Here is a 26,222-nt window from a genome sequence, read left to right on the forward strand (position 1 = left end):
CTTTATGGTCGCCACCGTCGTCGCTGTTGACGTTGTGGCTGTCTAATTTGCACACGCGACGGGGCGGCGCATCAAGTCGTTCTGAAAAAGACGCCCTATTCTTTGGCCTTCTTTTTCAGCCATGCTGCCAGCACAGGCTTGACAATCTCGACCACGTTCTCCGATGGCTCGCCAGCGGCTTGCAGGAGAATGCCTAGGATGGAACAGAGCGCGCCGTTCGGCCTCTTGTCGACCGCCAGCCCGCGACTGTCGAGCATCTCGATCAGAACTTCCACGAGCCTGTGTCGCGGGTTCCCCTGATGGCCTTCGGGCAGATGCTTGTCTGCCTTCGGCAGAACCGCATCCAACACGACCAATTCACGCTCCAGGTTCTTGAGATTGTCGAAATATTCAAGGGGAGCGCTCTGTTGCAACATATCCCCGAGATTGTTGCCTCTGAGCCATCGGACGTCGGCGCGCAACTCCTTTGCCCGTTGCTTTATGCGGAGGTATCGCTTTTTGATATCTGCCGGCTCCGGCTGTCGGTCGGCTGCATCCCGCACAAGCAAGTAATAGCCAAGCTCAGTTTCGATCCATTCAATGGAAACGTCCGGCCAGTGCCGTGCCAATTCCTCGCGTGCAAACTGTGGCAGCGGCGCGACCCACCCGCTGGCGTTTTCGACCAGGAATCTATTCGGCACGTCAGTGGGCCTTCCGCAGAAGAGGCGTCACGTTCTCGCCGCCCTTCGTGGTCGACACATAAGCCGCCCAAGCATCCATAAGCTTGCGCCGCTTCGCCAAGGCTGAGCCGCGGCGGTAAGCGTTCTCGACCTCGTCGCCGACCTTGTGCGCCAATGCCATCTCGGCGACATCGCGCGCAAAATTCGTCGCGTCGCCTGCCCAATCTCGAAAGCTAGATCGGAAGCCGTGAACCGTGAACTCGCCGCGTCCCATCCGACGCATGACGGCGGTCATCCCCATGTTGCTGAGCGGCTTCTTTGGGGCGCTACCGGGAAACACCCATTCGGAAAGGCTCTTGGCCTCCAGTCCTTTCAGGACAGCCAGCGCGCGCGCCGGGAGCGGGACGACGTGTTCCTTGCCCATCTTCATCCGCTCGGCCGGGATCGTCCACAGGGCCTTGTCCATGTCAAACTCGGGCCATTTCGCGTTGAGGACTTCGCCCGACCGGGTGGCTGTCAGGATGCAGAGTTCAAGCGCCCTGGCGCCGAAGCCGGCGACGCCAACAAGCTTCTGCATGAAGGCCGGGACGTCGGCATAGGCCATGGCCGCGTGATGACCTCTTGCGAGTCGCTGGCGGGCCGGCAGGATATGGTCGAGGTGGCCTTTCCATCGAGCCGGGTTCTCTCCCGATCGCAAGCCGACAGCCTTTGCGTAGTCGAGCACCTTCTCAATGCGACCGCGAAGCCGGGACGCGGTCTCTTGCTTGTCGGCCCAGAGAGGCCGAAGCACGCGCACAACGTCATCGGTGGTGACGTCGCCAACGGGGATCTTGCGCAACGGGTGCGCGTATTCGGTGAGCGTCATTTTCCACTGCGCGGCATGCTTGGCGTTGCGGAAGGTGTTCTCTTTCGACGTCAGCAACTCGTCGGCGCACTCGCCAAAGGAACGTAGCTTTATCATCCGCCGGCGATGCGCCATCTCTTTCGTTGGATCGCCACCGTGCTTGATGATTTCGCGCGCCTCGTCGGCTCTACTGCGCGCATCGGCCAGACTGATCTTTCCCGATGCATTGCCGTAAGAGCCGAGACCAAATTCGCGACGCACGCCCTGGCGAATGTAGATGAACACCCAACTGCGCGTTCCAGACTTTTGGACATACAGCCACAGGCCGTCGCCATCGCCATGCCGACCGGCCGGCAGCCCCTTTATCTGCGTATCGCGTAGCTTGTGGCGAGCCATATTTTCCTAACGGAATTCCTAATCGGCATGGTTGCCAGCAAAGTCATTAACGTGCAATATGTTCTGGGATATTTGCATGGGGATTAGGAAAAGCAAGGGGTCGCCTGACAATAAAGTCAGCAAAATCAATCGTCTGGCGGTCTCCCTCTCCGCCATTTCGGAACAAAACCGGGCACGCTCAGGGCATCCAAACTTACGCCGGAGCTAGAGATCGCCACCAAGGTCGGATCAGGTTGCTCTTGGACCTCTGTCCCGCCGCAGCTTCCCGTGCCTACGGAGGTGGATGATCTGGGCTGTCAAACCGATTGATGGCGGGCCTATAGAGCCTTTCGCCGCGATTGGCTCACGCTCAGCCACACCGCCGAAACCAGGAAATAGAAGGCGCCTACCGCGGCATAGCCGGCCACGTTGGTGATGGATGGCGGCATCGGCATCCGCGCCTGCACGATGAAAAACGTGCCTGCCAGCGCTGATTGCCCTCCGCTCAGGATCATCGCCCACTGCGCACCATTGCTCTTCCAGCGGCGGATTGCGGTACCGAGTTGAAGCAGGCCAGACAGGATCGCCCATACGCCGAACACCCCGAGCACCCAATTCATGCTCATCTTCAGTGCGAGAACCACGGCGAGCGTTGTCGCAACACTGACCACGACGTTGATGGTCTGCGTGCGATTCTGTCCCAATCCTCCGCTGCGCGATGCGTCGACAAAATTGGCAAGGGCATCCCATGCGGGATAAGCCACCAGTAAAGCCGCCGCGATCACCCAGGAATGCTGTCCCACCGTGAAGGCGGCCGCCACCCAGACAGCCGAGAACGCCGTCCGAGCGAAGTAATAGAGCTTGAGCCATTGTGCCTGGCTGGCGCGAGAAAGATCGCCGCTGTGAACCGTCATTGGGTTGCCCTTTCAACTAGTAGGTAGGGGCTCTCGACGAACGTCGCAGAGCGATTACGGCTATGGTTGCTCGAGATCTAGGACCGTATCTGGAGGGAAGCCGGAGCGACTCGATCCAGGAGCGGGTCTGTCACGATGCTGAATATCTTCGGATCGCCATAGGCCCGCGCCGAAAGCATCGCGCCGTGAACCGTCGCCATGAACGCTTCAGCCTCGGCACGCGGGGTACTCATCAATTGAAGTTGGCCGTGCCGCGCGCCGCGCTCCAGCACGGATGTCAGCCACGCTGACAGGGAACGGAAATGCGCCCGAACCTCCAAGCCAACTTCCTCGGGCAGAACGGGGAGTTGGCTTGCCAACAGCGCGCAGACACAAAACGGAGCGCTGGCGTCCGCGATGCAGGCTTCCCAATACCCAGCGTAGAACCGAAGCTGTTCGAGCGGATCGGATACCTGAAGTTCGAGATTCGCCATCCCCACTTCAGCTTCTTCCCGATACCGCGCAACCAGGGTTCGGACCAGATCGACCTTGCTTGGGAAATGGTGATGGATGCTCGCCTTACGAATCCCGACCACATCAGCGATGTCGGCATAACTGAAACCGTTATAGCCGCCAGCGACGATCAGAGAACGCGCGCAAGCCAGGATGTCGTCAGAGGTGGTCGATAAGTTGCTCATGGTTTTACCTACCTTCTGGTAGGATGGTAGTCAAGCGCCACTCTTGCCTTTCAGGCCGAGCCATCCGATTGGTGCCCCGCGATCGCGCTCAGAAAAACCTCGCCGAATTCCTTGAGCTTGGCCGCACCCACGCCATTCACTTCGGCGAAGGCGTCGAGATCGCGCGGGCGGCGGTCGGCCATGTCGATCAGCGTGCGATCGGAAAACACCACATAGGCCGGCACCTGGCGCTCCTTGGCGAGGCGCAGCCGCAGCGCCTTGAGCGCGGCCAGCAGCGAAGCGTCGACGCCTTCCATGTCCGCAGCCTGGGCGGAACGGATCTTGCCGCGCAAGGCGCGGCTGCGCGTCTCAACACGGTAGTGGAACGGCATCTCGCCACGGCCAAGCGCGTGGCCTTTTTCGGCGATGGCGAGGCCGCCATGGCCGCCCGGATCCGGCGCCAGCAAACCGCCGGCGACGAGCTGCCGGATCAGCGACAGCCAGACATCCTTCTTGTGCGCCAGGCCGCTGCCGAAGCTGGCGAGCCGCTGGTGGTTCCTGGCCAGGATCTTCTCGGTTTCATGGCCGAGCAGAATGTCGATGACATGGCCGGCACCGAAGCGTTCTCCGCTCTGCGCCATCGCCGCTAGGATGATGCGCGCCTCCACCCCGCCATCGGCGCGCGGCGCCTGGTCGAGGCAGGTGTCGCAATTGCCGCAAGGCGAGGCTTCCTCGCCGAAATAGCCAAGCAGCACCTGGCGGCGGCACTGAGCCGTCTCGCAATAGCCGATCAGCGTGTCGAGCCGGCCATGCGAACGCCTTTTGTGCTCCGGCGGCGCGTCCTCGTCGTCGATGAACAGCCGACGCATACGGATATCGCCAAGGCCAAACAGCATATGCGCCTCGGCCGGCCGCCCGTCGCGTCCGGCGCGGCCGATTTCCTGATAGTAGGCCTCCAGGCTGCCCGGCAGATCTGTGTGGAAGACATAGGCGACGTCAGGCTTGTCGATGCCCATGCCGAAGGCGATGGTCGCCACCATGACGACGCCGGAAAGGGTCATGAAGCTGTTCTGGTTGGCGTCGCGCGCTTCCTTGCTCATGCCCGCATGGTAGGCGAGCGCGGTGACGCCGTGCTTCTCGAGAAAGGCCGCCATTTCTTCTGTCTTCTTGCGCGACAGGCAATAGACGATGCCGCTGCGGCCGGGGTGACGCTCGACGAAGTTCAGCAGCTGCCGCTTGCTGTCCTGCTTGGCCTCGATGCCGAGCTTGATGTTCGGCCGGTCGAAGCCCAGCACCAGGGTTTCGACGCGCTCGGCGAACAGCCGCGCCTCGATGTCGGTGCGCGTGCTCTCGTCCGCCGTCGCCGTCAGCGCGATGATCGGCACATTGGGGAAGATGCCGCGCAGCCGCGACAAATCTTCATATTCGCGCCGAAACGCCGGTCCCCATTGCGAGATGCAATGCGCCTCGTCGACGGCAATCAGGCTGACGTCGAGCCTGGCCAGCGCGTCGAGCATCCGCTCGGTCATCAGCCGCTCCGGCGCGAGATAGAGCAGGCGCGTCTGGCCCGACGCGACGCGACGCCAGGCGGCGATATTGGCCTCGCGGTCGATCGAGGAATTGATCGTATCGGCGGCGACGCCGGCAAGCCGCAAGGCGGCGACCTGATCCTGCATCAGCGCGACCAGCGGCGAAACGACGATGGTCAGCCCGCCCAGAACCAGCGCCGGCACCTGGTAGCAGAGCGACTTGCCCGCGCCCGTCGGCATGACGGCCAGCACATGACGCCCGGCCAGCAGCGCATCCATGACATCGGCCTGGCCGGGACGAAAATCATCAAAACCGAACACGTCCTTCAGGACGCGCCGCTTGGGATCTTCGGCGCGAATGCTCGCTGCCTGCGCCTGCATCAGTCGGACACCGGGCTGGAATGGATTTTTCGGGGATTGGAGAGGATGTGGAAACCGGTCAAGACGACTCTCCGCGTGACGCTTTGGAGTAGCGCAGCCGACATCCAACCACAACGCCCCTTTGCAGGAACCCGATGATGCGGCTGTGACATCGTCGGGCTGCGCCACGGCGGCGATAGGCCCCAGCCCAGAGACAGAGCCCGCGCCTTCCCTTACGACACCCGCCCCCCGCTGGATTCCTTCGCGCGCTGCGATGTAAGCTTGTCCCACAGGCCAGGGAGGGCGCGATGCTGCAGACCAGACAGGATGCTCTCGGCGAGCGATTCCAGTTGCAGCGCGCCGCCTTCGAGGCGCAGCCTTTCCCGGACATTGGTGTCCGCAAGGACCGACTGAAGCGCCTGCTGGCATTGACCGAGCGGCATGAGGCCGACATCTGCACGGCGATCGACGCCGACTTTGGCGGCCGCTCTGCGCACGAGACGCGCCTTGCGGAACTGTTTGTCGTCCGCGCCGGCATCCGCCACGCGCTGTCCCATCTCAGGGGCTGGATGCATGAGCGTCGCGTTGCCACCACCATGCCGTTCCTGCCCGGCAGAAATCGCCTCGTCGCGCAGCCGCTCGGTGTCGTCGGGATCGTGTCGCCCTGGAACTATCCGTTCCAGCTCGCCGTCGCGCCGGTGACGGCGGCGCTCGCCGCCGGCAATCGCGTGCTCGTCAAACCGTCCGAACTGACGCCGACCTTTTCCGCTTTGCTGGCGCGACTGGCCGGCGAGCATTTCGCAGCCGATGAGCTCAGCGTCATCACCGGCAATGCCGAGATGGGAAAGGCCTTCGTGTCGATGCCTTTCGATCACCTGCTGTTCACCGGCTCGACCGCGGTCGGCCGCCAGGTGGCGATGGCCGCGGCCGCCAACCTGACCCCGGTCACGCTCGAACTCGGCGGCAAGTCGCCGGCAATCTTCGATCCATCCTGCGACCTCGATGCGGCGGCAGCCAGCATCGCCTATGGCAAGCTGTTGAATGCCGGGCAGACCTGCATCGCGCCGGACTATCTGCTGGTGCCGCAGGGACAGGCAGGCACCGTTGCCGCGAAGCTCGCAACGGCGATAGCGCGGCTCTACCCGACCCTGCGCGACAACCCCGACTATACCGCCATCATCAGCGACCGGCATTATCAGCGCCTGCGCGACATGATCACGGAAGCCCGCGATGCCGGCGCCGACATCGTCGAGGTCAATCCCGCCGGTGAAGAGCTCGGTGGCGCCAGCCGGAAGTTGCTGCCGACCCTGGTCCGCAATGCCGGCCCGAACCTGCGGCTGATGCGTGAAGAGATCTTTGGCCCAGTGCTGCCGATCGTCGAATATGCCACCGTCGACGATGCGATCGACCATGTGAACCGGGCGGACCGTCCGCTGGCGCTCTACTGGTTCGGTCGCGACAGCGGCAATCGTCGGCGCATCCTGCACGAGACCGTCGCCGGCGGCGTCACCATCAACGATTGCATGCTGCATCTGGTGCAGGAGAACCAGCCCTTCGGCGGCGTCGGCGCCAGCGGCATGGGCGCCTATCACGGCGAATGGGGTTTCCGCACCTTCAGCAAGGAGAAGCCGGTTTTCCTGCAGTCGCGGCTGAGCGCGGGAGGCTTGCTGCGCCCGCCCTACGGCAAGACGTTCGAGCGGCTTTTCAGCCTGCTCCGGCATATCACCTGACAGAGGACAGCCCTCGGTTGTACGGCGCGTTAAGCCTATGTTCACCATGATGCGGCAGGCTTCACATCCTGCGGTCATGTCTTCAGTACCGCGGCGCCACAAGCGCCCAGGCAACAACCCGCGCCTCTTCGGGGCGCGGGTCAGTCCCCCGCGCTCGATCTCCCAGCCTTGGCTAGGCAAGTTTCTCGGCTAGGCAAGAAAATCGGCCCGGTGCGGCGTAAAGCTGTCGACCAGCCGCCCCGCTTCCAGCGCCTTGACGCCGTGCACCAGGCCGGACGGCACGATGAAGCTGCCGCCGGCCGCGATGATTTCGGTCCGGCCGTCGATGGTCACCTCGAAGCGGCCCTCCGCGACATAGCTTGCCTGCACATGCGGGTGCGAATGCAGGGCACCGACGCCACCCTTGTCGAAGCCGAATTCGACCATCATCAGCTCATCGGTGTGCAGGAGAACGCGCCGCCTGTTGCCGTCCGGCGTCGCCGTCCAGGCGCCCTCGCCGGCATGCGCGAAAATCTTCGGCTCACTCATCGCCATCTCCTCACCGCGCCAGCCAGCCGCCATCCACCGGCACCACCGCGCCATGCATGTAGTTCGACGCCGGCGCCAGCAGGAAGACGGCGGCGTCGCCGATGTCGCCCGGCTCGCCCCAGCGGCCGGCCGGGATGCGCGCCAGGATGGCGGCACTGCGATCGGGATCGGCCCGCAGTGCCTGCGTGTTGTTGGTCTCGATGTAGCCCGGCGCGATGGCGTTGACGTTGATGCCTTTTTGCGCCCATTCGCAGGCGAGCAGCCGGGTGATGCCGAGCACGCCATGCTTCGAGGCGGTGTAGGACGCGACGCGGATGCCGCCCTGGAAACTCAGCACCGAGGCGATGTTGACGATCTTGCCCTGGCGCCCGCCGGCAAGCGCACGCCTGGCGAAAGATTGGCAGAGCAGGAAGACCGTCTTCAGATTGACATCCATGACGTCGTCCCAGTCGGTCTCGCTGAGATCGACGGCATCGGCGCGCCGGATGATGCCGGCATTGTTGACCAGCCCGTCGAGCGGGCCGCTTTCGTCCCAGACCTGGTCCAGCATCGGGCCGGCGGCGGCCGTATCGCCAAGGTCGGCGCTCACCGCCTCGAATTGCCCGCCCACGGCGGCGACCTTGCCTTCCGTTTCGTCCATCGAGGAGCGGCCGACGCCGATCACCACGCCGCCGGCCCGCGCGATCGACACGGCAATGCCTTGGCCGATGCCGGTGTTGGCGCCGGTGACGAGAATGCGTTTGCCGGCCAGGCTGAAGGCGGAGTGGTCGCTCACCGCAATTCGCCCAACGCCACCGGGTCGACATCGGTGTAGTCGACATTGTCACCGGCCATCGCCCAGATGAAGGCGTAGTTCGAGGTGCCGGCGCCCGAATGAATCGACCAGCCCGGCGACAGCACCGCCTCCTCATTGCCCATGACGATATGGCGTGTCTCGTCCGGCTCGCCCATGAAGTGGAAGACGCGTGCCGTCTCGGCCAGGTCGAAATAGAGATAGGCCTCCATGCGCCGGTCATGCACATGGCATGGCATGGTGTTCCACACCGAGCCCGGCGCCAGCTGCGTCATGCCGACCACCAGCTGGCAGGTTTTTGCGCCGTCGGCATGGATGAACTGGAAGATCGAGCGCTCGTTGCAGCCATCCTTGCTGCCGAGATCGAGACGCTTGGCATCGCCGATGCGGATCAGCCGGCTGGGCCAGGCCTGATGCGCCGGCGCGCTGAGCAGGTAGAATTTGGCTGGCAAGGCTTTGTCCGCCGAGGCGAATGACACGTCCTTGCTGCCCATGCCGAGATAGAGCATGTCGCGCGTCTGCAATTCGAAGGACTGGCCACCAGCCTCGATCACACCAGCGCCACCGATATTGACGGCGATCAGCTCGCGGCGATCGAGAAAATCCTTGGTTCCGGTCGGCTTGATCGCCTCCAGCGGCAGCGGCGTCGCCACCGGCACGGCGCCGCCGACGATCATGCGGTCATAATGGGTGTAGGTCAGGCTGATGCGGCCGGGCTGGAAAAGGTCTTCAATGTGGAAATTATGGCGCAATTCATCGGTTCCCATCGCCGCCGCGGCGACTGGATCGATGGCAAAGCGCGATGTATAGTCGGTATGGCTCTGGCTCATTGCTGTCCTGACTTGCGATGGGTCATTCGCCGGCAGCGGCCTTGACCGAACTGGCATAAAAAACCTGCCTTGCGTGCAGCCGTTCGCGGTAGCGTTGCTGGCTGGCGGTGAGGTGCGCGCGCATCGCCTCGCGCGCGGCTTCGGCATCGCCTGACGTAATCGCGTTGAGGATCACCAGATGCTCGCGCTGCAGCCCACGCTGGTATGTGTCGGATTGCACCAGCTCGGTCGACCAGGGCGAGGTCACGTCGCACGGAATGGCGCGCCGGCCGAGCACGTCGAGCATCTCGACATAGAACGGGTTGTTGGTGGCGCTGGCGATGGCGCGGTGGAAGGCGAGATCGGCCGGACCGGTCGGCTCTGAGGCGAGCAGCAGCCGTTCGAATTCGAAGAAGGCTTCCTGGATCGCCGCCTCCTGCGCGGCGTTGCGGCGGATGGCGGCAAGCCCGGCCGATTCGATCTCGATCGCCAGCCGCACCTCGAGCACGTTGAGAGCGATCGAATCCTTGCTGCCCATGTCGGCAGCCAGCGCGCCGAACATCGTCGAGATGTGCTCGGTGACGAAGACGCCGGCACCTTGGCGCGGTTCGACCAGGCCGTCGGCGGCAAGCTTGGCCAGCGCCTCGCGGATGACGGTGCGGCTGACGCCGAAGGTTTCGGTCAGCTGGCCCTCGGTCGGCAGCTTGTGGCCGGGCAGGATTTCGCCCGCCTGCAGCTGCTTGCGGATCGCCGCGACCACGGTCTCCGACAGTTTTGGTTTTCTCTCGACCCTGAGGTCGGTTGTGGTATCCGATGCCATGTCGCCCCCTATTTGAACACGCTCGGCAACCAGAGCGAGATGGCCGGAATATAGGTCACAAGCCCGAGAACCACGAGGCTCGCGCCGTAGAACGGCCAGATCGAGCGCATCGCCTCCCACACCGTGATCTTGCCGACCGCGCAAGCGACGAACTGCACCGTGCCGACCGGTGGCGTGTTCAGCCCGATGCCGAGGTTGAGGATGGTGATGACGCCGAAATGCACGGGGTCGACGCCATAATGCGTGACTAGCGGCAGGAAGATCGGCGTGCAGATGATAATCATCGGCCCCATGTCCATGAAGGTGCCGAGCAGCAGCATCAGGACGTTGAGCAGCAACAGCACGACCAGCGGGTCGGTGGAGATGGCGTTCATGCCGGCGATCAGCAGCACCGGCACCTTGAGATAGGCCATCAGCCAGCTGAAGGAAGCCGCCGTGCCGATGATCAGCAGCACCATCGACGTGGTGCGCACGGCGCCCTTGGTGGCGTGGACGAAATCACCCCAAGCCATCGAGCGATAAACGAAGACGGTGACCAGCAAGGCATAGAGGATGGCGATGCAGGAGCTTTCGGTCGCCGTGAAAATACCAGAGCGGACGCCACCGAAGATGATGCAGATCAAGAGAAGTCCGGGAACGGCGATGACCGCCAGCTGGCCGACGCGCGCGAGGCCGGGGAACTGTTCGACCGGGTAGCCGCGGCTGCGGGCGACGAAATAGGCGGTGACCATCAGCGACGCCGCGAACAGAAGGCCGGGCAGGATGCCGGCGGTGAACAGGTCGGCGATCGAGATCTTGCCGCCGCCGGCGATCGAATAGATGATCATGTTCTGCGACGGCGGCAACAACAGCGCGATCAGCGCCGCCATCGAGGTGACGTTGACGGCGTAGTCCGCACCATAGCCGCGTGCCTTCATTTGCGGGATCATCAGCCCGCCGACGGCCGCCGCTTCCGCCACCGCCGAGCCGGAAATGCCGCCGAACAGCGTGGCGGCGATGATGTTGACCTGACCGAGCCCGCCCCTGACATGGCCGACCAGTGAGCCGGCAAAGGAGACGATACGCTGCGCGATGCCACCGCGCACCATCAGATCTCCGGCGAAGATGAAGAATGGGATCGCCATCAGCGAAAACGCTGACATGCCCGACTTCAGCTGCTGGAACACCACCAGCGGCGGCAGGCCGAGATAGAGCACCGTGCCGAAGGATGCGGCACCGAGGCAGAACGCGATCGGCGTGCCGGCAAACATCAACAGCGTGAAGACGCCAAACAGGATCCAGAGTTCCATCTAGGCCTCCTGTACCGCCGGCATTTCCGGCACGTCTTCGAGATTGATATCCTTGTCGATATCGGCGCCCGACAGGCGCAGCGCGACGCGTTCCGCAGAGAACAGGCAGATCAGCACGCCGCCGGCGACCAGTGGCAGATAGTCGAAGCCGCCGGGCAGTTCGAGCGCCGGAATGATGGTGTGCCAGGTCAGGCCGACCAGCTTGCAGCCGTACCAGACCATGCCGAAGCCGAAGCCGAGCGCGATCAGGTCGGAAAGCGTGCGCAGCGCGCCCTTGCTGCCTTTCGGCAGGACATAGAGCAGCACGTCGAACCCCATATGGTAGTTCTCGCGCACGCCGACCGCGGCACCCAGGAAGATGAACCAGTTCATCAGCATGATGGCACTGGTTTCGGTCCAGCTCGGCGACGAATTGAGCACGAAACGGGAGAACACCTGGTAGGCAACGAGCGCGGTCATCGCGACCATGCCGATGCCCGCCAGATAGAGCGCGCCGTTGCAAATCCTGGAAAGAACGACACTGACACGCGCCATCGGTTGCGTCCCGCTTTTCACCGACCCTGTCGCCATCCGGTCCTCCCGATCCTTGCTAGGAATGGCGCGAGGCGGGGCACAAAGCCCGGCCCCGCAGCCGGCTTACTTGGTTGCCTGGATACGGGCGGCGAGGTCCTTCAGCTCCGGTGTCGACAGATACTTGTCATAGACCGGCTTCATGGCATCGATCAGCGGCTGCTTGTCGATCTCGCTGACCTTGACGCCGGCCTTCTCGACGAGATCACGCGACTTCTTCTCCTGCGCGTCCCACAGTTCGCGCATCTTGACGACGCTGTCCTTGGCCGCTTGCCGGACGATCGCCTGGTCTTCCGGCGTGAGCTTGTCCCAGCTCGCCTTCGACATCACCAGCACTTCCGGAACGATCTGGTGCTGGTCGGTGGTGTAGTGCTTGGCGACCTCATAGTGCTTGGCGGATTCGAAGCTCGGCCAATTGTTCTCGGCGCCGTCGATGACGCCAGTCTCGAGCGCCGAATAGACCTCGCCATAGGCCATCGGCGTGGCGTTGGCGCCCAGCGCATTGACCATGTCGACGAACACGTCCGACTGGATGACGCGGAACTTCATGCCCTTCAGGTCGGCTATCGAAGTGATGTCCTTCTTGGTGTTGTAGAAGGAACGCGCGCCTGAATCGTAGAAGGCGAGGCCGACGAGGTCATGCGCCTCGAAGGCTTTCAGGATGTCGTCGCCGATCGGTCCGTCCATGACGTGGCGCATCTGCTCGACCGAACGGAACATGTAGGGCAGCGATGGCACCGCGGTTTCAGGCACGATGCCGTTGAACGGCCCCATCGAGACACGGTTGAGGTCGATGACGCCGGTCTGCGTCTGCTCGATCGTGTCCTTCTCCTCGCCGAGCTGCGCCGAATGATAGACCTCGACCGAATAGCGGCCATTGGTGCGCTGCTTGATAAGATCGCCCATGTATTTGACCGCCTCGACCGTCGGATAGCCGTCCGGCTGCGTGTCAGCCGAGCGCAGCACGGTGTCGGCATTGGCAATGCCGACCAGCAGTGAGCCGAAGGCGAACGTGGCTGCGGTCAACTTAGAAAAATGCAACATGACTTCCTCCCTTATATAAACCGAATCGCCCGGCTCAGAGCCGGTACGCCTTCTTCGCAAGCGTGTAGGCAAGCTCCCGCGCCAGCTCATGCGCCTCGTCCTCGCGCAGCCGATGCTCGGCGACGAGACGCGCCAGGAACGCGCAGTCGACCCGCCGCGCCACGTCGTGACGCGCCGGTATGGATGGAAAGGCACGGGTGTCGTCGTTGAAGCCGACGGTGTTGTAGAAGCCGGCCGTTTCGGTGGTCATCTCGCGGAAGCGCCGCATGCCTTCCGGGCTGTCGTGGAACCACCAGGCCGGCCCGAGCTTCAGTGCCGGGTAGGTGCCGGCTAGCGGTGCCAGTTCGCGCGCATAGCTGGTCTCGTCGAGCGTGAAGAGGATGATTGTCAGGTCCCGTTCCAGGCCGACACAGTCGAGCAGCGGCTTCAACGCCGTCACATAGTCGGTTCGGGTCGGGATATCGAAGCCCTTGTCGCGGCCGAACTTCTGAAAAATAGAAGGCGAATGATTGCGCCATGAACCGGGATGGATCTGCAGCACCAACCCGTCATCGCGGCTCATCTTGGCCATTTCGGTCAGCATCTGGGCGCGGAACAATTTTCGCTCGCGCTCGTCATCCGAGCCGCGACGGACACGATTGAACAGCTCCTCGGCCGCCGCATCCGAAAGATTGGCGGTCTCCGCCGTCGGATGGCCGTGATCGGACGAGGTCGCGCCAAAGCTTTTGAAGAAGGCGCGCCGCTGCCGGTGGGCGTCGAGATAGCCGGTCCAGTTGCCGGTGTCGCAGCCGGTGATCTCGCCAAGCCGGTCGAGATTGGCCGAGAATCCCTCGAAATCGGGATCGACGACGGCGTCCGGCCGATAGGCAGTGATGACGTTGCCTTCCCAGCCGCTGTCGCGGATCATCTGGTGCCATTTGAGATCGTCGAGCGCGCCTTCCGTCGTTGCGATGACCTCGATGTTGAAGCGCTCGAACAGAGCTCGCGGGCGGAAATTCTCCCACTGCAGCAGGGTTGCGATCGTGTCGTAGTGACGGTCGGCGGTCGCCGCGTTCAGCGGTTCCTCGATGCCGAACAGATGCGCCAGCACATGGTCGAACCACAGCCGGGTCGGCGTACCGCGGAAAAGGAAATAGTTCTCGGCAAAACGTCGCCATATCGCCCTGCCGTCGGTCTCGACCGGTGCGCCGTCCAAGGTCGCCACGCCGAGATCCTCGAGGCGGACGCCCTGGCTGAACAGCATGCGGAAAATGTAGTGGTCCGGCACGATGAGCAATTGCGCCGGATCCGGGAACGGTTCGTTCAGCGCATACCAGCGCGGATCGGTGTGACCGTGCGGGCTGACGAGGGGCAGGTCCTTGATCACGGCATAGAGATCGCGGGCGATCGAGCGCGGATGCGCCTCGGCGGGAAACAGCAAATCCGTATTGGTCAGTGCCACGACGATCCTCCCAGGGCCGCTATCGGTAGGGTTGCCAAGAAATAATGTCAACATACAAAAATTAGATTGTTGTATGATGACTTTCCCAGCCATTGTGTGGCAAGAAATCGGATGTTACGCCGCTTGCCAACCATACCCGAGGCCATTTCATGCCGTCCGACCAGACCAGCCGCACCACGATGACCAAACGCCTTTCCGGCGAGACGGCACACGCCTTGCCGGCTTCGGTCGCGACGCCTTCGTATGATCGCAGCCGCGTCGTCCCGGGCATCGTGCATCTCGGCGTCGGCGCCTTCCATCGCGCCCATCAGGCCGTCTATGTCGACGACTGCCTAACGGCGGGGGAGACCGATTGGGGCATCGTCGGCGTATCGCTGCGCAGCGCCGACACACGCGACGCGCTCTCGCCGCAGGACGGGCTCTACACGCTGGCGATCAGAAGCAGCGGCGAGGAGAAGCTCCGTATTATCGGCTCCATCGCCTCAATGCTGGTGGCGCCGGAAGACCCGGACGCGGTGCTCGCCGCGCTAACCGATCCGCGCACCCGCATCGTGACGCTGACGATCACCGAGAAGGCCTATCTCAGATCCGCCAGCGGCGGGTTGGACACCGCTCATCCCGATATCGTCCATGATCTGGCAAATCCGCAAATGCCGAAGACAGCGCATGGCTTTCTCGCCGAGGCGCTTGCCCGGCGCCGCACCACTGGCACACCGCCCTTCACCGTGCTGTGCTGCGACAACCTGCCGGCCAACGGTGCCACGCTGCACCGGCTGCTGATCGAATTCGCCACGCTGCGCGATGCCAGGCTCGCCCAACCAGGCGATGCCAGGCTCGGCGCGATGGGCGATAACGGCCTAGCCCGCTATATCGCGCACCAGGTCGCGTTTCCCTCCAGCATGGTCGACCGCATCGTGCCGGCAACCACCGATGCCGACCGGGCGCGGATCGCTGTCGAGCTCGGGCTCAACGACGCCTGGCCGGTCATGACCGAGGCGTTCTGCCAATGGGTGATCGAGGACAATTTTCCGCAGGGCCGTCCGGCCTGGGAACAGTTCGGCGTCACCATGGTCGACGACGTCCGGCCCTTCGAGGACATGAAGCTGCGCCTGCTCAACGGCTCGCATTCGGCCATCGCCTATCTCGGCCTGCTCAGCGGCCATGCCACCGTCGATCGCGCCTTCGCCGATCCGGCAATCCGGCAGTTCGTCGATGCATTGTGGGCCGAAGCCAGTTCGACGCTGCCGGAGGATGCCGGACTGGATACGGCCGCCTATACGGCCGAGCTCACCGAGCGTTTTTCGAACACTGCTCTTGCCCACCGCACAGCACAGATCGCCAATGATGGCAGCCAGAAACTGCCGCAGCGCATCGTCGCATCGGCCTTGGAGTGCATGGAAGCCGGCACCGAATTGGTCCATCTCACGCTGGTGGTCGCCGCCTGGATCGCCGCCTGCGCAGCGCGCGGCAAGTCCTTGCCTGAGGGCCATTTCACCGACCCACTCGATGCGGCGCTAACGACGCTTTTGAGCCAGCAGCTACCGGCGAATGAGACCGTGACGGCGGTGTTCGACCTCGCCGGCTTCGCCAGCGACCACGCCGAGCGCCAGACGCTGATTGAGCTCGTGGCCGTCCATCTCGTTCACCTGCGACGGGATGGTCCGACATTGGCCTTCGCCGCGTTGGGGATAGGAAGTGAATAGTCGAGCCGGGACCCGATGCTGCCTATTTGGCAGCCGAACCGTCCAACGTCTGCCGGGAAGAATAACCCACGCCTTGTGAATTCCAGAACAATCGCACGGCCTTGCCGACAAGGTTTTCGTAGGGGACAAGTCCCATTTGGAAGCGGCTGTCGTTGGAGTTGTCGCGATTGTCGCCCAACGTGAAATACTCTCCCGCAGGCACCACAAACTCGCGTGTGTTGTCGCCGACCGAATTGTCGGTCAAGTCGATCACCAAATAGGAAATCCCCTCAGGCAGCGTCTCCCGCTGCAGCTTCGCCGATTGCACTTCGCCTGAGGAATAGTCACCGACAGCCTCAAGCTTCACCGCCACACCGTTGATGTGAAGCACGCCTTCGACCATCTGAATCCTGTCGCCGGGCAAGCCGATGAGTCTCTTGACGTGGTCTATGTCGGGTTGAGACGGCACCCTGAAAATCACGATATCGCCTCGCCTTGGCTCGGCGCCGAATATTCGGCCATCGATGGGCAATAGTCCAAAAGGGACACTGTAGCGGCTGTAGCCATAAGCGAATTTGGAGACGAAGAAATAGTCTCCCTCTACCAGCGACGGCGCCATGCTGCCGGACGGCATGGAAAACGGCTGGAATAGGAACGCGCGTATTGCGAATGCAGCCGGATACGTGGACAGAAGAACGAGGACCAGAACCCAAAGCCCGTGCGAATACCACTTGTCTGGTTTGAAGCGGCGCGTGAAGGGCACAACAAGCGCTGCCCCCAGGATCAGCGAACCGATACCTGAAAAATTGGCCAACCAGGCGAGATCGACGTCCGGCAACACCGGAAATCCAACATAGGCAAGCGCGAAGACCAGGGCGCTGACCACCACCAGGGTGGCGACCGCCAGCCTGCCGCTGCCGATCCAGAGGAACCCACCGAACGGACCGCCGAAGGCCGACACAAGGGCCGTCGACCATCGGGATCGCGAGGCTGTTTCTCGCCCAGCTGTTTCTTCCGTCATCGGCCACCCCCCACGCCCAAGGCAGCCGGACTGTCCACCAAACAAAAAAGCGAGGCAAGGCCCCGCTTTTCAATCAGTCATCTGATGCGAACTTCAGGCCGGCAGGATGGCGCTTTCAAGCGTCGTGAGCTGGCTAAGGAACTGTTCCGCCTTGCTCCGGACCTGGTCGTCCTTGGCGTCGGCGGCGTCTTCCTTGGCTTCCTGGATGCGGCGCGCGAGATCGGCACGGTCGACATCCTTCACCGCGACGGCCGATTCCGCCAGCAGCGTGCAGCCGGCCGGAACGATGTCGGCGAAGCCGCCGAACACCACGTAGCGCTCTTCGCCACCCGACGCGGTCTTCACTGTGACGACGCCCGGCTTGATCGTCGTCATGACCGGCGCGTGATGCGCCATCACGGTCATCTCGCCTTCGGCGCCCGGAATGACGACGGATTCGACCTGCTCGGAAACCAGCAGGCGCTCCGGCGAGACCAGTTCGAATTTGAAAGCTTCAGCCATGATCAATTTAGCGAATAGGGAATAGTGAGTAGCGAATAGTGAAGAAACTCGCCCGGCTCATAAAACCCTATTCGCTACTCCCTATTCGCTATTCGCTTCTTTACGCCGCTTCGGCCGCCAGGCGCTGTGCCTTCTCGACCGCTTCCTCGATGCCGCCGACCATGTAGAAGGCAGCTTCCGGAAGGTGGTCATAGTCGCCGTTGCAGAGGCCCTTGAAGCCCTTGATGGTGTCGGCGAGGTCGACCAGCTTGCCCGGCGCACCGGTGAACACTTCGGCGACGAAGAAGGGCTGCGACAGGAAGCGCTCGATCTTGCGGGCGCGGGCCACCGTCTGCTTGTCCTCTTCCGACAGCTCGTCCATGCCCAGGATGGCGATGATGTCCTGCAGCGACTTGTAGCGCTGAAGGATCGACTGCACCTGACGTGCGACGCCGTAGTGCTCGTCGCCGACGACCAGCGGGTCGAGCATGCGCGAGGTCGAATCCAGCGGATCGACGGCCGGATAGATGCCCTTTTCGGCGATGGCGCGGTTGAGCGTCGTCGTCGCGTCGAGGTGGGCGAATGAGGTCGCCGGTGCCGGGTCGGTCAGATCGTCGGCGGGCACGTAAATGGCCTGCACCGAGGTGATCGAGCCCTTGGTGGTGGTGGTGATGCGTTCCTGCAGCGCGCCCATGTCCGTGGCGAGCGTCGGCTGATAGCCCACCGCCGACGGGATACGGCCGAGCAGAGCCGACACTTCCGAACCCGCCTGCGTGAAGCGGAAGATGTTGTCGACGAAGAACAGCACGTCCTGGCCCTGGTCGCGGAAATATTCAGCCACGGTCAGGCCGGTCAGGCCGACGCGGGCGCGCGCGCCCGGCGGTTCGTTCATCTGGCCATACACCAGAGCAGCCTTGGAGCCTTCGCCGCCGCCCTTCTTGTTGACGCCGGACTCGATGAACTCGTGATAGAGATCGTTGCCCTCGCGGGTACGCTCGCCGACGCCGGCGAACACCGAATAGCCGCCATGCGCCTTGGCGATGTTGTTGATCAGTTCCTGGATCAGCACGGTCTTGCCGACGCCAGCACCGCCGAACAGGCCGATCTTGCCGCCCTTGGCGTAGGGAGCCAGCAGGTCGAGCACCTTGATCCCGGTGATCAGGATCTGTGCTTCCGTCGACTGCTCGACATAGGTCGGAGCCGGCTGGTGGATGGAGCGCATTTCGATTGCATCAACCGGGCCTTCTTCGTCGACCGGCTCGCCGATGACGTTGATGATGCGGCCGAGCATGCCCGGGCCGACCGGCACGGTGATCGGCGCGCCGGTGTCGCGCACTTCCTGGCCGCGCACCAGACCCTCGGTCGAGTCCATGGCGATGCAGCGCACGGTGTTTTCACCCAGATGCTGGGCGACTTCGAGCACCAGGCGGTTGCCGACATTGGTCGTCTCGAGCGCGTTCAGGATCGCCGGCAGGTGATCGCCGAACTGCACGTCGACGACGGCGCCGATGACCTGGCGGACCTTGCCGACAACGCCGGTTGCCTTGCTGGCCACTGCCGATGTCTTGGCCGCGGCGGCCTTTGCCGGTGCTGCAGCCGTCTTGGCCGGAGCTGCCTTCGCAGCTGGAGCCTTGGCCGCCGCTTTTGCGGGGGCTGCGGTCTTCGCGGCTGCTGCCTTGGGGGCCGCCGTCTTGGGGGTCGCTGCTTTCGCCATCGTCTTTACCCTTTTTCGTCCTTTGTTTCTCACGCGGTCCGGTCGCGGGCCGATGACCCGCGAACCGCGCCTAGAGCGCCTCGGCGCCGGGCTCTTCCCGGCACGAAGCGCATCGTGGGTGTCGCGCCACCGCCTCGCAAATCGCACTCGGCATCCGTCGCATCATTCTTCTGCGCTTCACGTATGTGCTTAACGTAAGACGCCGGCATCAGCCGTAAACGTCGTGAACCCAGCGCTATAAATGAACCCGAGCCCAGTGGTGTCCCGTCGCGCAAGCCTCGATGCGATCAGGCAAGGGGGCAATTCCTATGAAGAAACAAACGACATCATCGCGGCGCAGCTTGCGGCGGCTCACGATCGCAGCAGACGTGACCCCCGTGAACCTGAATACCTGCTTGGCGATATCCAGACAATTGTGGTAATCTTCTCCATGGACGACTCTCCTCATGTGACTTTCGACAGGCCACACTATGGCACCTCGATGCCGGAGCGAGGCCGTCCACCACATCAGGTCACTGCCAGTCACTGGTGTCGGTGACCCTGGCCTCGCGCGAAGTGCCGGGTGATGGTGGGCCTTCGGCTCTTCTTGCCCGACACCTGGACGAAGGATCCCGAGCGATGATGCGGGCGCGCGTTTCCGAAGGAACGACAGGTCGCTCTGACAAAGCCGGAGATCGCCATCGAAGAGATCGATCCGTGTCATCGCCTCCGGCGTGCGTTTCGGCTGCGTGCTTGCCGACGCGGGCTACGGGTCGAGCAGCTCTTTTCGTCAGGCTTTGAGTGAGCGCGGTCTGCTGTGGGCGGTAGGACTATCGCGACGCCAAAACGTCTATCCGCCGATGTTGATCTGATCTTCCCGGTCGCGAACCACCGGTAGGCGCCGCCAATATCACATCCACGGACCAGCCGCCGGTCTCTGCCGAGGTGATGCTGTCTGGTGAGAAATGGCACAAGATAGGCTGGCGGCGCGGCACTAAAGGTCGGCTGACATGCTTGTTTGCGGCTCGCCGTGTCTGCGTTGCGGATGGTCATAAGCACCGGATGCTCGACAATCGCATGCAATGCATGCCAGGCGACGAGGTCTGGCTTGTCGGCGAACGCACGGTCGACTGGCGAGCAAAAATACTATGTGTCAGAACCTGCCGGCCGATGCCAGCCCAAGATGCTCACCGCCGCGATCAAGGCGAGGTGGGTCTGTTGAGCAGGCACATCAGCAATTGAAGGAGGAACTCGGCCCTCGACCACTTCGTAAGGCCGATCATGGACTGGATTACATCGACACGCCTTGATGACCAAGATCGCCTACGCCTTTCTCCAAGCCCGCCGCCTCAAAGCGGCGGGACGGAAAAAAGAGTCGGAGCGGTACCACCACCTCAACCGAGCATGCCAGCAGTTAGACAATGCACATTTCTCGACCTCTTCACGGCGGCCGCCACCCCGCAGATGTCCTCACTGCTCAGAATACTACTCGCAGACGCGGTCAAACCCAAAACTGCCAAAGTAGTGGCTTCTGTAATGGGCCTTCTGTAATGTGGCCTTCGTGTCGTCAAGTCCCCTCTGACGATATCTCGTCGCCAGGATCATGCTTCTGTCCGTGGTCAGCGCGAAGGCCGCCACACTATGCCATCAGATCCAGAGCTGACAGGTCAATCTAGCAAGCGTGGTTTGGCCGAAGCATTCACACTGCACTACACACGACCTTGCCAGCCCTCGTCCCGGCGACGGGACCTCAGGAGAGCGGTGCCCGGTTTCGGCTCGCTCCGAACGCTCTTATCTCCTATGTCATCGCTGCGGCCTTGCATCTTCGCAGCGTGGTCGCGGGTCCGACGCCATTGGGGAATTTGCGCACGGCAGGGCTTCGACAAAGGCGGGCCCGTGGCGAGGCGTGATGACGAACTGGCCGTTCGGCTTTGTTCTGATCGGACGCCATCTTCGCGAGAGTGAACTTGGTTGTAGGAGATGCCGGCAGAACGGCGGTCAGCCCGGTCTACGGCGAGGATCTTCGCCCCTGATCCATCTCGGCGATTTGTCGCGGCCACTGAAATACATCGTGGCGGTTCTCCGTCACATCGAGATAGGCTCGTCGAGCGAGAGCGCTCAATGAGATCGGTATGTTCCGCGAAAATCTCCCGTATCTGAGTTTGAGACCGCGCGGTAAACGTCGAAACGCCGGCGGTACGAAGATCAGCTGATGTGCATTGGCGGTTTCCGTACGACCTTCCATATGCCGCGTGCCTTTCTTGTGCGGCTGTTTGGCTGCGAGAACAGTCCGACCCATGAGCTTGATGAACATCGTGTTACAAGCGTCATCGGTGAGCTTCTGGTGCCGAGCTTGATTGCTTGAGCTACGATCATGCAGGGCGTGACGGCGACTTGCGTTGAAGTCGTGGCAAGACCCACGCCGGCGGTTGGCGTTTGCCCTTTCGCGGATCATCTGATCCCAACGTCCCGAAGATATGCGCGCTTGAAATTTCGGGTCGATCTCCAGCGTCCGCACGGAATGCAATCCGTTCGGTCCAGCTCTCCGACCAGGTTGGAGTGCACACGCGCTTCTGGCGCCGATCGCGCAGCATTGAAGCGCGTCTGCCCTGATTGTCGGGTCAACCTCCCAGAATAGACGGTCGATGTGTCTGTGTAGCCTATCAGACGAAATGCCTTCGATCAGGGGTCCTTTCCGCCCGCCGACGAGCGATAGCGCGAGCCGCGATGAGCCCCATCCGCGTCGATAATGTTTGGCCGCCGGGAGCAGCGAATTTCGATGGCGGAGCTCCGCCAGAATGGCACCAGCAATCCGAAGTACCGGCGTCTGTTGTTGAGGCCACCTCGATTTGCCGACAGCAATGCGGCACGCCCGCATCTTCGGCTGCTGCGTTTCGCTCTCTGCAATAACCCAGGAGGTGAGCAATGTGATGTGACTGCGGTGTCTCTCCTCACACGGTGCTACAGCCTAAATGCGGTGGAAGCTTGCGCCTACTTGCTCCGGCAACATAGTCCAGCATCGCTTTCGGCGGAACCTTCGTTAGCGCAACAAGTGGCCGGCCGGGGTAGCGCATCTAAGCAGAGTTGGATCGCGAAAGCGAGCTGATTGTGTTCGCGCGCCGCCGTAGCTGGATTTCAGCAAATCGGCCGCTGAAAGAGAATAGTGACTGATCAGAACGTCTTCATCGACCGGGAATGTCGAATAGCGTCTTTCGCTCAGTGTTCTTTGAGAAGCGGCTCGTCGGGCCACTGGTCCACTCCACTCCAGAACGGTATGTGGCCAAGCCTCTGTCCAAATCGGCCTAAACGGTACAGAAGGCAAATGGCGTATCCACTAGCGAACATCCGGGCGTTCACTCTTCGTTCGATCTTAGCGCAAGATTCTGCACAGCTCTGTTCCGGCCCCGGGGATGCTGGCTGGCGCGTTGTCCTGGGCCGCGAACAACATAGCTTCGGAATGCGTCGGACGGTCGGAGCCTGGCTCGCCGACGCAACTGCTTGGCGCAGCGGCTAGGTTGGCCGCAGGCGATGCCATTGATGGGACGCGGAGGGGCTTTGGGCTCAAGTCCCGGCCGCTCCCCGCCTTTCGTCACACTTGCCATTGCGGCGAGCACGTGAGGATGAAGCCGTACGCGGCGAAAGGGTCTGCTCTGCGCACAGGCGCGCGCTGCACTACGCGCCATCGATCTTTCCGCCGAGACTCGAGCGCCGCGCGGACCGTCGCTGCTTGCCGTTGCGCCGAAACTCAGGGCCAGGTACGCGGCGTGGATCTTGTTGTCAGATAAGCTGCTGTCGACGATGCGACGTTGCCTCGGAACAGATCGCAGGCACATGAGTATGACCGCGGTCGAGCGCCCGTCCTTCTCGACCGGCTGGTCGAACTCGGCGCCGTGCGCGAGGCTGTCCGGCCGCACCACGTTCCGTATTGCGTGCTCTGACGATAAATGGTCGAGGCGGCGCGCGCGAGAAGGGGGAAAGGTCGATCAGCTGACCACTGTTTGACCGGGAAACTGGATCATCTGCCGCCGGAGGCGCGCTGGCGCGAATGGATGAAACCGCGTCGAGGCCACAACATTTTTGTGCCGCCAAGTGACCGGTCGCGATCGCGAGGCGCTGGCGCGCGTCGTCGCAAAAAGCTGCAGCGTCGATCTCTGATCGACGATATCGCGAGGAGCTGCCGCGGTATATCGTACCCTCTATGACCTGGGTTTCGTCGCCGGCGGCTGGAACATTTTGACCGCCCGGTTCTATGCCTGACGCCATCCGCGCCGCTGTAGGCAGCAATGAGCGTCCCTGACCGATAGCAGTCCGCCTCAAACATTTGCACGGACGACTTTACGGGCATGAGCACTGCACCCGCGCCCACCGATATTATGTACGCTCCGATACAACGCGTCCATCGTGTCCTGCCGAGATCATAGCGCATGGGTGTGGCTCATACTTCCGATTTCCACTGAGCCTGTGCGTCATGTGGACAGGATCATTCTGGCCGAGCGCGGCATCGAAGTCTCCTTTCCAGACTGTCTTGGAATGTGCTGCCAGGTTCGGACCGCGGATTATGCCCGCGCTCCATCCCAGCGGCGGTCCCCCAGAGGTAGTTTTGCCGACAGTGGCATCCGTCGACGAAATGGTCGTTGCTATCAAGGGCAAGAACATTCTGGCTGTGGCGGACCGTCGTACTGCGATATGCTATGTTTCCATCGATGCCTCATGATGTCCAGAAGCCGCCGAAACAAGCTCTGGATCACGAGCATGAACACCCTCGCGCCTGGGGCTGCGGTCTTGTCGATCGCGGCCAAGATCGGCTGCACGGCGCGCAGACGCTGCATGAGTGGGTGTAAGAAGGCCGAACAGGCGTGACAGTGGCGTGCGCCGCCGGTGTGCGCTACGGATGGTGGCACCGAAACTCAAGGCCCTTGGAGCGCGAGAAAGCCGCGACCTTCAGCCAGGCCAACGAGATCACTGTCGCAGAGCTTCCGCCGCTACATTTTTGCCCAGGCGGGAGCAATCGACCGCTCGGTTCACTCAGCCATCCGTGATCGCGTTCATCGACGAATCACCGGGTCCAGGCGCATGGGGTCGAGCCGATCTGCAAGGTGCTTGCCGATCGCCATCGTCGACTTACCACGACCATGTCGCCAGCGCATCCGATCCCTTCCCGGCTGTCGGCTCGGGGCGAAGCGGGATGAGGCCTTGAAGGATGAGGTCCGACGTCGTTGTTCGAGGCCAACTTCCGGTTTGCTACGGCGTTCGCACAGGTCTGGCGGCAGGTTTGCAGCGCGAGGGCTTCGACGTCGCCCGCTGCACGGTTGGCCCGCCTGATGAGGGCCATGGGTCTTGAGGGCAATCATCCGCGGCAAGCCGATCCGCACCACGGTGAGCGAGCCAGGCCGCACCTTGCCCTCTCCTAATCATCGTTAATCGCCAGTTCCATGCCCCGGCGCCCGAACATGTGCTGTGGGTCTCCGACTTCACCTACGTCGCGACCTGGACGAGGCTTCGTCTATTGTCGCCTTGTCATCGACACCTATGCCCGCCGGATCGTTGGCTGGCGGGTGAGCCGGACGGCGCATGCGAGCTTCGTCCTGGACGCTCCTGGAACATGCAACTCCATGATCGCGGCCGATCCACCGCGGCGGGCTCGTGCACCATAGCGATAGAGGCAGCCAATATGTCAGCATCGATATTACCCGAGCGCCCTGGCGGAGGCCGGCGTCGAGCCTTCGGTAGGCATAGCGTCGGCGATCAGCTACGACAATGGCTCTCGCCGAACGATCAACGGTCTCTTACACAAGGCCGAGGTGATTCCATCGACGCGGGACCATGGCGTAACTTACGAGAGCGTCTCGAGTTCGCATACGCTCGAATGGGTCGACTGGTTCAATAATCGCCGGCTGCTGGAGCCATCGCACACGAGTCACCGCCGCGGCCGAAGCCGAAGGAACGCTACTTACGCCCCATGCTGGATGAACCAGCCCGTAGCCGCGTGACCTCAAACGAAACGGCCTCCGGAAAAACCCGGCGCGGTTCATCTTGTCTCGGCGTGCCTTGAGGCCTGGCGTGTCGCGTATCGAGCCCTTGCACTCGAACATGGGGTCAATGCGAACCTGTCTTGCGCGGAAGTGGATAAAGAAGCGCACGTAAGACAGTCTCTCCCGCCGTCTTCCACCCCCGGCGTTTATCTCCGGTTTCAGGATGAAAGGGCTGTCGATCGAGCACTGTTTGCGACAGAGCAGCATGGAATGTGGTGGATTTGCGGCGACTTGTGATGAAGTGCGTGGGGTCGGAACCCAAAAGGCTGTGCCACGCTTTTTCCTCTTCAGGCACCCAAGGTGACGTGTCACATGCCGAACGGCGTGAAGCTGACGCTGGAATGCGGTGATGTGGATGCATTGTCGGCGATCAGTCGGAGCAACTGGGCCATGTTCAGACTGGGCGCTGACCTGAAAGTCTACCTGCACCGTCGTGAGGCCGATCGACTTCCGGGCCGGCAACAACAGCTGCGGTTCTTGGTCCAGGAAGCGATGGCGCTCGATTCGTTTGCTCCGGCGGTTTTTGCGTTCTGCAATCGGCCGTTGCGGACCGTTGATGAAGCTCCTGTTCTTCGAGATCGGTAGGGCTTTGTGCTGGTCCTGAATCGGGCTGAGCCGCGAGGCACAGTTCCGGTGGCCAGCGCCGGGAGGCAGCGTGTGTGTCATTCGCTTACGACCGAGCAATTGCCTGGATACTCGACGGCCATCGCTATATCCGATGCGATGGTCCGCCATCCGGTGCGGCAATATCAGGTCGCCCGCTGTGACGGCCCTCTCGAATTGAGTGGTCACGCGGCGGCATGCTTTCGATTCAAGAATCTGATGAACTCGACCAGGCGAACCGACTGTTGAAGAGTTGATGGCGCGTAATCAACGGCATTTTGTGGTGGTTCCGCAGAGGCTCGCCTTGGGCGGACGTACCGAGGAGCGATATGGGCCTTACACACACCTGC

Annotated in this window: 19 protein-coding genes and 4 pseudogenes; 5 read left to right on the plus strand and 18 right to left on the minus strand. The window is 62.5% G+C overall.

Features of this window, described 5'->3' with window-relative positions; genetic code table 11:
* Positions 1 to 95 precede the first annotated feature (95 nt).
* The 5 genes from ACFSOZ_RS16305 to recQ all read right to left on the minus strand — a co-directional run bounded on the left by ACFSOZ_RS16305 (position 96) and on the right by recQ (position 5,358).
* On the minus strand, positions 96 to 680 hold the full coding sequence (locus ACFSOZ_RS16305; protein ID WP_379099971.1) for a hypothetical protein: 585 nt from the start codon (positions 678 to 680) through the stop codon (positions 96 to 98).
* A gap of 1 nt (position 681) precedes the next feature.
* Entirely contained in the window at positions 682 to 1,899 is a 1,218-nt protein-coding gene (locus ACFSOZ_RS16310) for a tyrosine-type recombinase/integrase (RefSeq protein WP_379099973.1), read from the minus strand.
* Positions 1,900 to 2,216: 317 nt separating this feature from the next.
* The gene (locus ACFSOZ_RS16315; protein WP_379099975.1) at positions 2,217 to 2,792 is read right to left on the minus strand and encodes a DUF308 domain-containing protein; all 576 of its coding nucleotides are present in this window, start codon (positions 2,790 to 2,792) and stop codon (positions 2,217 to 2,219) included.
* 77 nt (positions 2,793 to 2,869) lie between these two features.
* Entirely contained in the window at positions 2,870 to 3,469 is a 600-nt protein-coding gene (locus ACFSOZ_RS16320; protein WP_379099977.1) for a TetR/AcrR family transcriptional regulator, read from the minus strand.
* 50 nt (positions 3,470 to 3,519) lie between these two features.
* A complete protein-coding gene (gene recQ, locus ACFSOZ_RS16325) occupies positions 3,520 to 5,358 on the minus strand; it encodes a DNA helicase RecQ (protein ID WP_379099979.1) in 1,839 nt (612 codons plus the stop codon).
* A 287-nt stretch (positions 5,359 to 5,645) separates the two neighbouring features.
* Here recQ and ACFSOZ_RS16330 point away from each other — a divergent pair, with 287 nt between their 5' ends.
* Positions 5,646 to 7,067, plus strand: a complete 1,422-nt coding sequence (locus ACFSOZ_RS16330) for a coniferyl aldehyde dehydrogenase (RefSeq protein WP_379099981.1) — start codon at positions 5,646 to 5,648, stop codon at positions 7,065 to 7,067.
* 189 nt (positions 7,068 to 7,256) lie between these two features.
* Here ACFSOZ_RS16330 and ACFSOZ_RS16335 read toward each other — a convergent pair whose 3' ends face one another.
* From ACFSOZ_RS16335 to uxaC, 8 genes are all read right to left on the minus strand, one after another.
* On the minus strand, positions 7,257 to 7,595 hold the full coding sequence (locus tag ACFSOZ_RS16335) for a cupin domain-containing protein (RefSeq protein WP_379099983.1): 339 nt from the start codon (positions 7,593 to 7,595) through the stop codon (positions 7,257 to 7,259).
* Between the two features lie 10 nt (positions 7,596 to 7,605).
* Complete coding sequence (gene kduD / locus ACFSOZ_RS16340; protein WP_379099985.1) at positions 7,606 to 8,370, minus strand: 2-dehydro-3-deoxy-D-gluconate 5-dehydrogenase KduD; 765 nt, start codon at positions 8,368 to 8,370, stop codon at positions 7,606 to 7,608.
* Positions 8,367 to 9,218 (minus strand): 5-dehydro-4-deoxy-D-glucuronate isomerase, encoded by an 852-nt coding sequence (gene kduI, locus ACFSOZ_RS16345; RefSeq protein ID WP_379099987.1) that lies wholly within the window; start codon positions 9,216 to 9,218, stop codon positions 8,367 to 8,369. The genes kduD and kduI overlap by 4 nt, the downstream gene beginning before the upstream one ends.
* Before the next feature lie 22 nt (positions 9,219 to 9,240).
* Entirely contained in the window at positions 9,241 to 10,017 is a 777-nt protein-coding gene (locus tag ACFSOZ_RS16350) for a FadR/GntR family transcriptional regulator (RefSeq protein WP_379099989.1), read from the minus strand.
* An 8-nt stretch (positions 10,018 to 10,025) separates the two neighbouring features.
* Positions 10,026 to 11,306 carry a TRAP transporter large permease gene (locus ACFSOZ_RS16355; protein WP_379099991.1) on the minus strand — a complete coding sequence of 427 codons (1,281 nt, stop codon included), beginning with the start codon at positions 11,304 to 11,306 and terminating at the stop codon, positions 10,026 to 10,028.
* On the minus strand, positions 11,307 to 11,840 hold the full coding sequence (locus ACFSOZ_RS16360; protein ID WP_379099993.1) for a TRAP transporter small permease: 534 nt from the start codon (positions 11,838 to 11,840) through the stop codon (positions 11,307 to 11,309).
* Between the two features lie 102 nt (positions 11,841 to 11,942).
* Positions 11,943 to 12,920: a TRAP transporter substrate-binding protein gene (locus ACFSOZ_RS16365; RefSeq protein WP_379099995.1), complete on the minus strand. Its 978-nt coding sequence runs from the start codon at positions 12,918 to 12,920 to the stop codon at positions 11,943 to 11,945.
* A 34-nt stretch (positions 12,921 to 12,954) separates the two neighbouring features.
* Positions 12,955 to 14,415 carry a glucuronate isomerase gene (gene uxaC / locus ACFSOZ_RS16370; protein WP_379099997.1) on the minus strand — a complete coding sequence of 487 codons (1,461 nt, stop codon included), beginning with the start codon at positions 14,413 to 14,415 and terminating at the stop codon, positions 12,955 to 12,957.
* Between the two features lie 95 nt (positions 14,416 to 14,510).
* Between uxaC and ACFSOZ_RS16375 the strand changes: the two genes are divergently transcribed.
* Positions 14,511 to 16,064, plus strand: coding sequence for a mannitol dehydrogenase family protein (locus ACFSOZ_RS16375; RefSeq protein ID WP_379099999.1), 1,554 nt, complete (start codon positions 14,511 to 14,513; stop codon positions 16,062 to 16,064).
* Positions 16,065 to 16,086: 22 nt separating this feature from the next.
* Here the strand turns inward: ACFSOZ_RS16375 and lepB are convergent, their stop codons facing one another.
* From lepB to ACFSOZ_RS16395, 4 genes and pseudogenes are all read right to left on the minus strand, one after another.
* Positions 16,087 to 17,064, minus strand: a complete 978-nt coding sequence (gene lepB / locus ACFSOZ_RS16380) for a signal peptidase I (RefSeq protein ID WP_379100001.1) — start codon at positions 17,062 to 17,064, stop codon at positions 16,087 to 16,089.
* Between the two features lie 93 nt (positions 17,065 to 17,157).
* Positions 17,158 to 17,565 (minus strand): F0F1 ATP synthase subunit epsilon, encoded by a 408-nt coding sequence (locus tag ACFSOZ_RS16385; protein WP_379100003.1) that lies wholly within the window; start codon positions 17,563 to 17,565, stop codon positions 17,158 to 17,160.
* Between the two features lie 100 nt (positions 17,566 to 17,665).
* Complete coding sequence (gene atpD / locus ACFSOZ_RS16390; RefSeq protein WP_379100005.1) at positions 17,666 to 19,258, minus strand: F0F1 ATP synthase subunit beta; 1,593 nt, start codon at positions 19,256 to 19,258, stop codon at positions 17,666 to 17,668.
* Positions 19,259 to 19,338: 80 nt separating this feature from the next.
* Positions 19,339 to 19,690: pseudogene (locus ACFSOZ_RS16395) on the minus strand (IS110 family transposase); the annotation flags it as partial.
* A gap of 75 nt (positions 19,691 to 19,765) precedes the next feature.
* On the opposite strand from ACFSOZ_RS16395, the pseudogene ACFSOZ_RS16400 reads away from it, so the two are divergent.
* A pseudogene (locus ACFSOZ_RS16400) lies at positions 19,766 to 20,762 on the plus strand (IS701 family transposase); the annotation flags it as partial.
* Between the two features lie 300 nt (positions 20,763 to 21,062).
* On the opposite strand, the pseudogene ACFSOZ_RS16405 reads toward ACFSOZ_RS16400, so the two are convergent.
* Positions 21,063 to 21,449 (minus strand): annotated as a pseudogene (locus ACFSOZ_RS16405) (Y-family DNA polymerase); the annotation flags it as partial.
* Between the two features lie 2,823 nt (positions 21,450 to 24,272).
* Here ACFSOZ_RS16405 and ACFSOZ_RS16410 point away from each other — a divergent pair.
* Positions 24,273 to 25,143, plus strand: a pseudogene (locus tag ACFSOZ_RS16410) (IS3 family transposase); the annotation flags it as partial.
* A 438-nt stretch (positions 25,144 to 25,581) separates the two neighbouring features.
* Positions 25,582 to 25,854, plus strand: a complete 273-nt coding sequence (locus tag ACFSOZ_RS16415) for a hypothetical protein (protein ID WP_379100007.1) — start codon at positions 25,582 to 25,584, stop codon at positions 25,852 to 25,854.
* The last annotated feature ends 368 nt before the right edge of the window (positions 25,855 to 26,222 follow it).

This window comes from Mesorhizobium newzealandense (genome assembly GCF_042682145.1).
GTDB lineage: Bacteria > Pseudomonadota > Alphaproteobacteria > Rhizobiales > Rhizobiaceae > Mesorhizobium > Mesorhizobium newzealandense.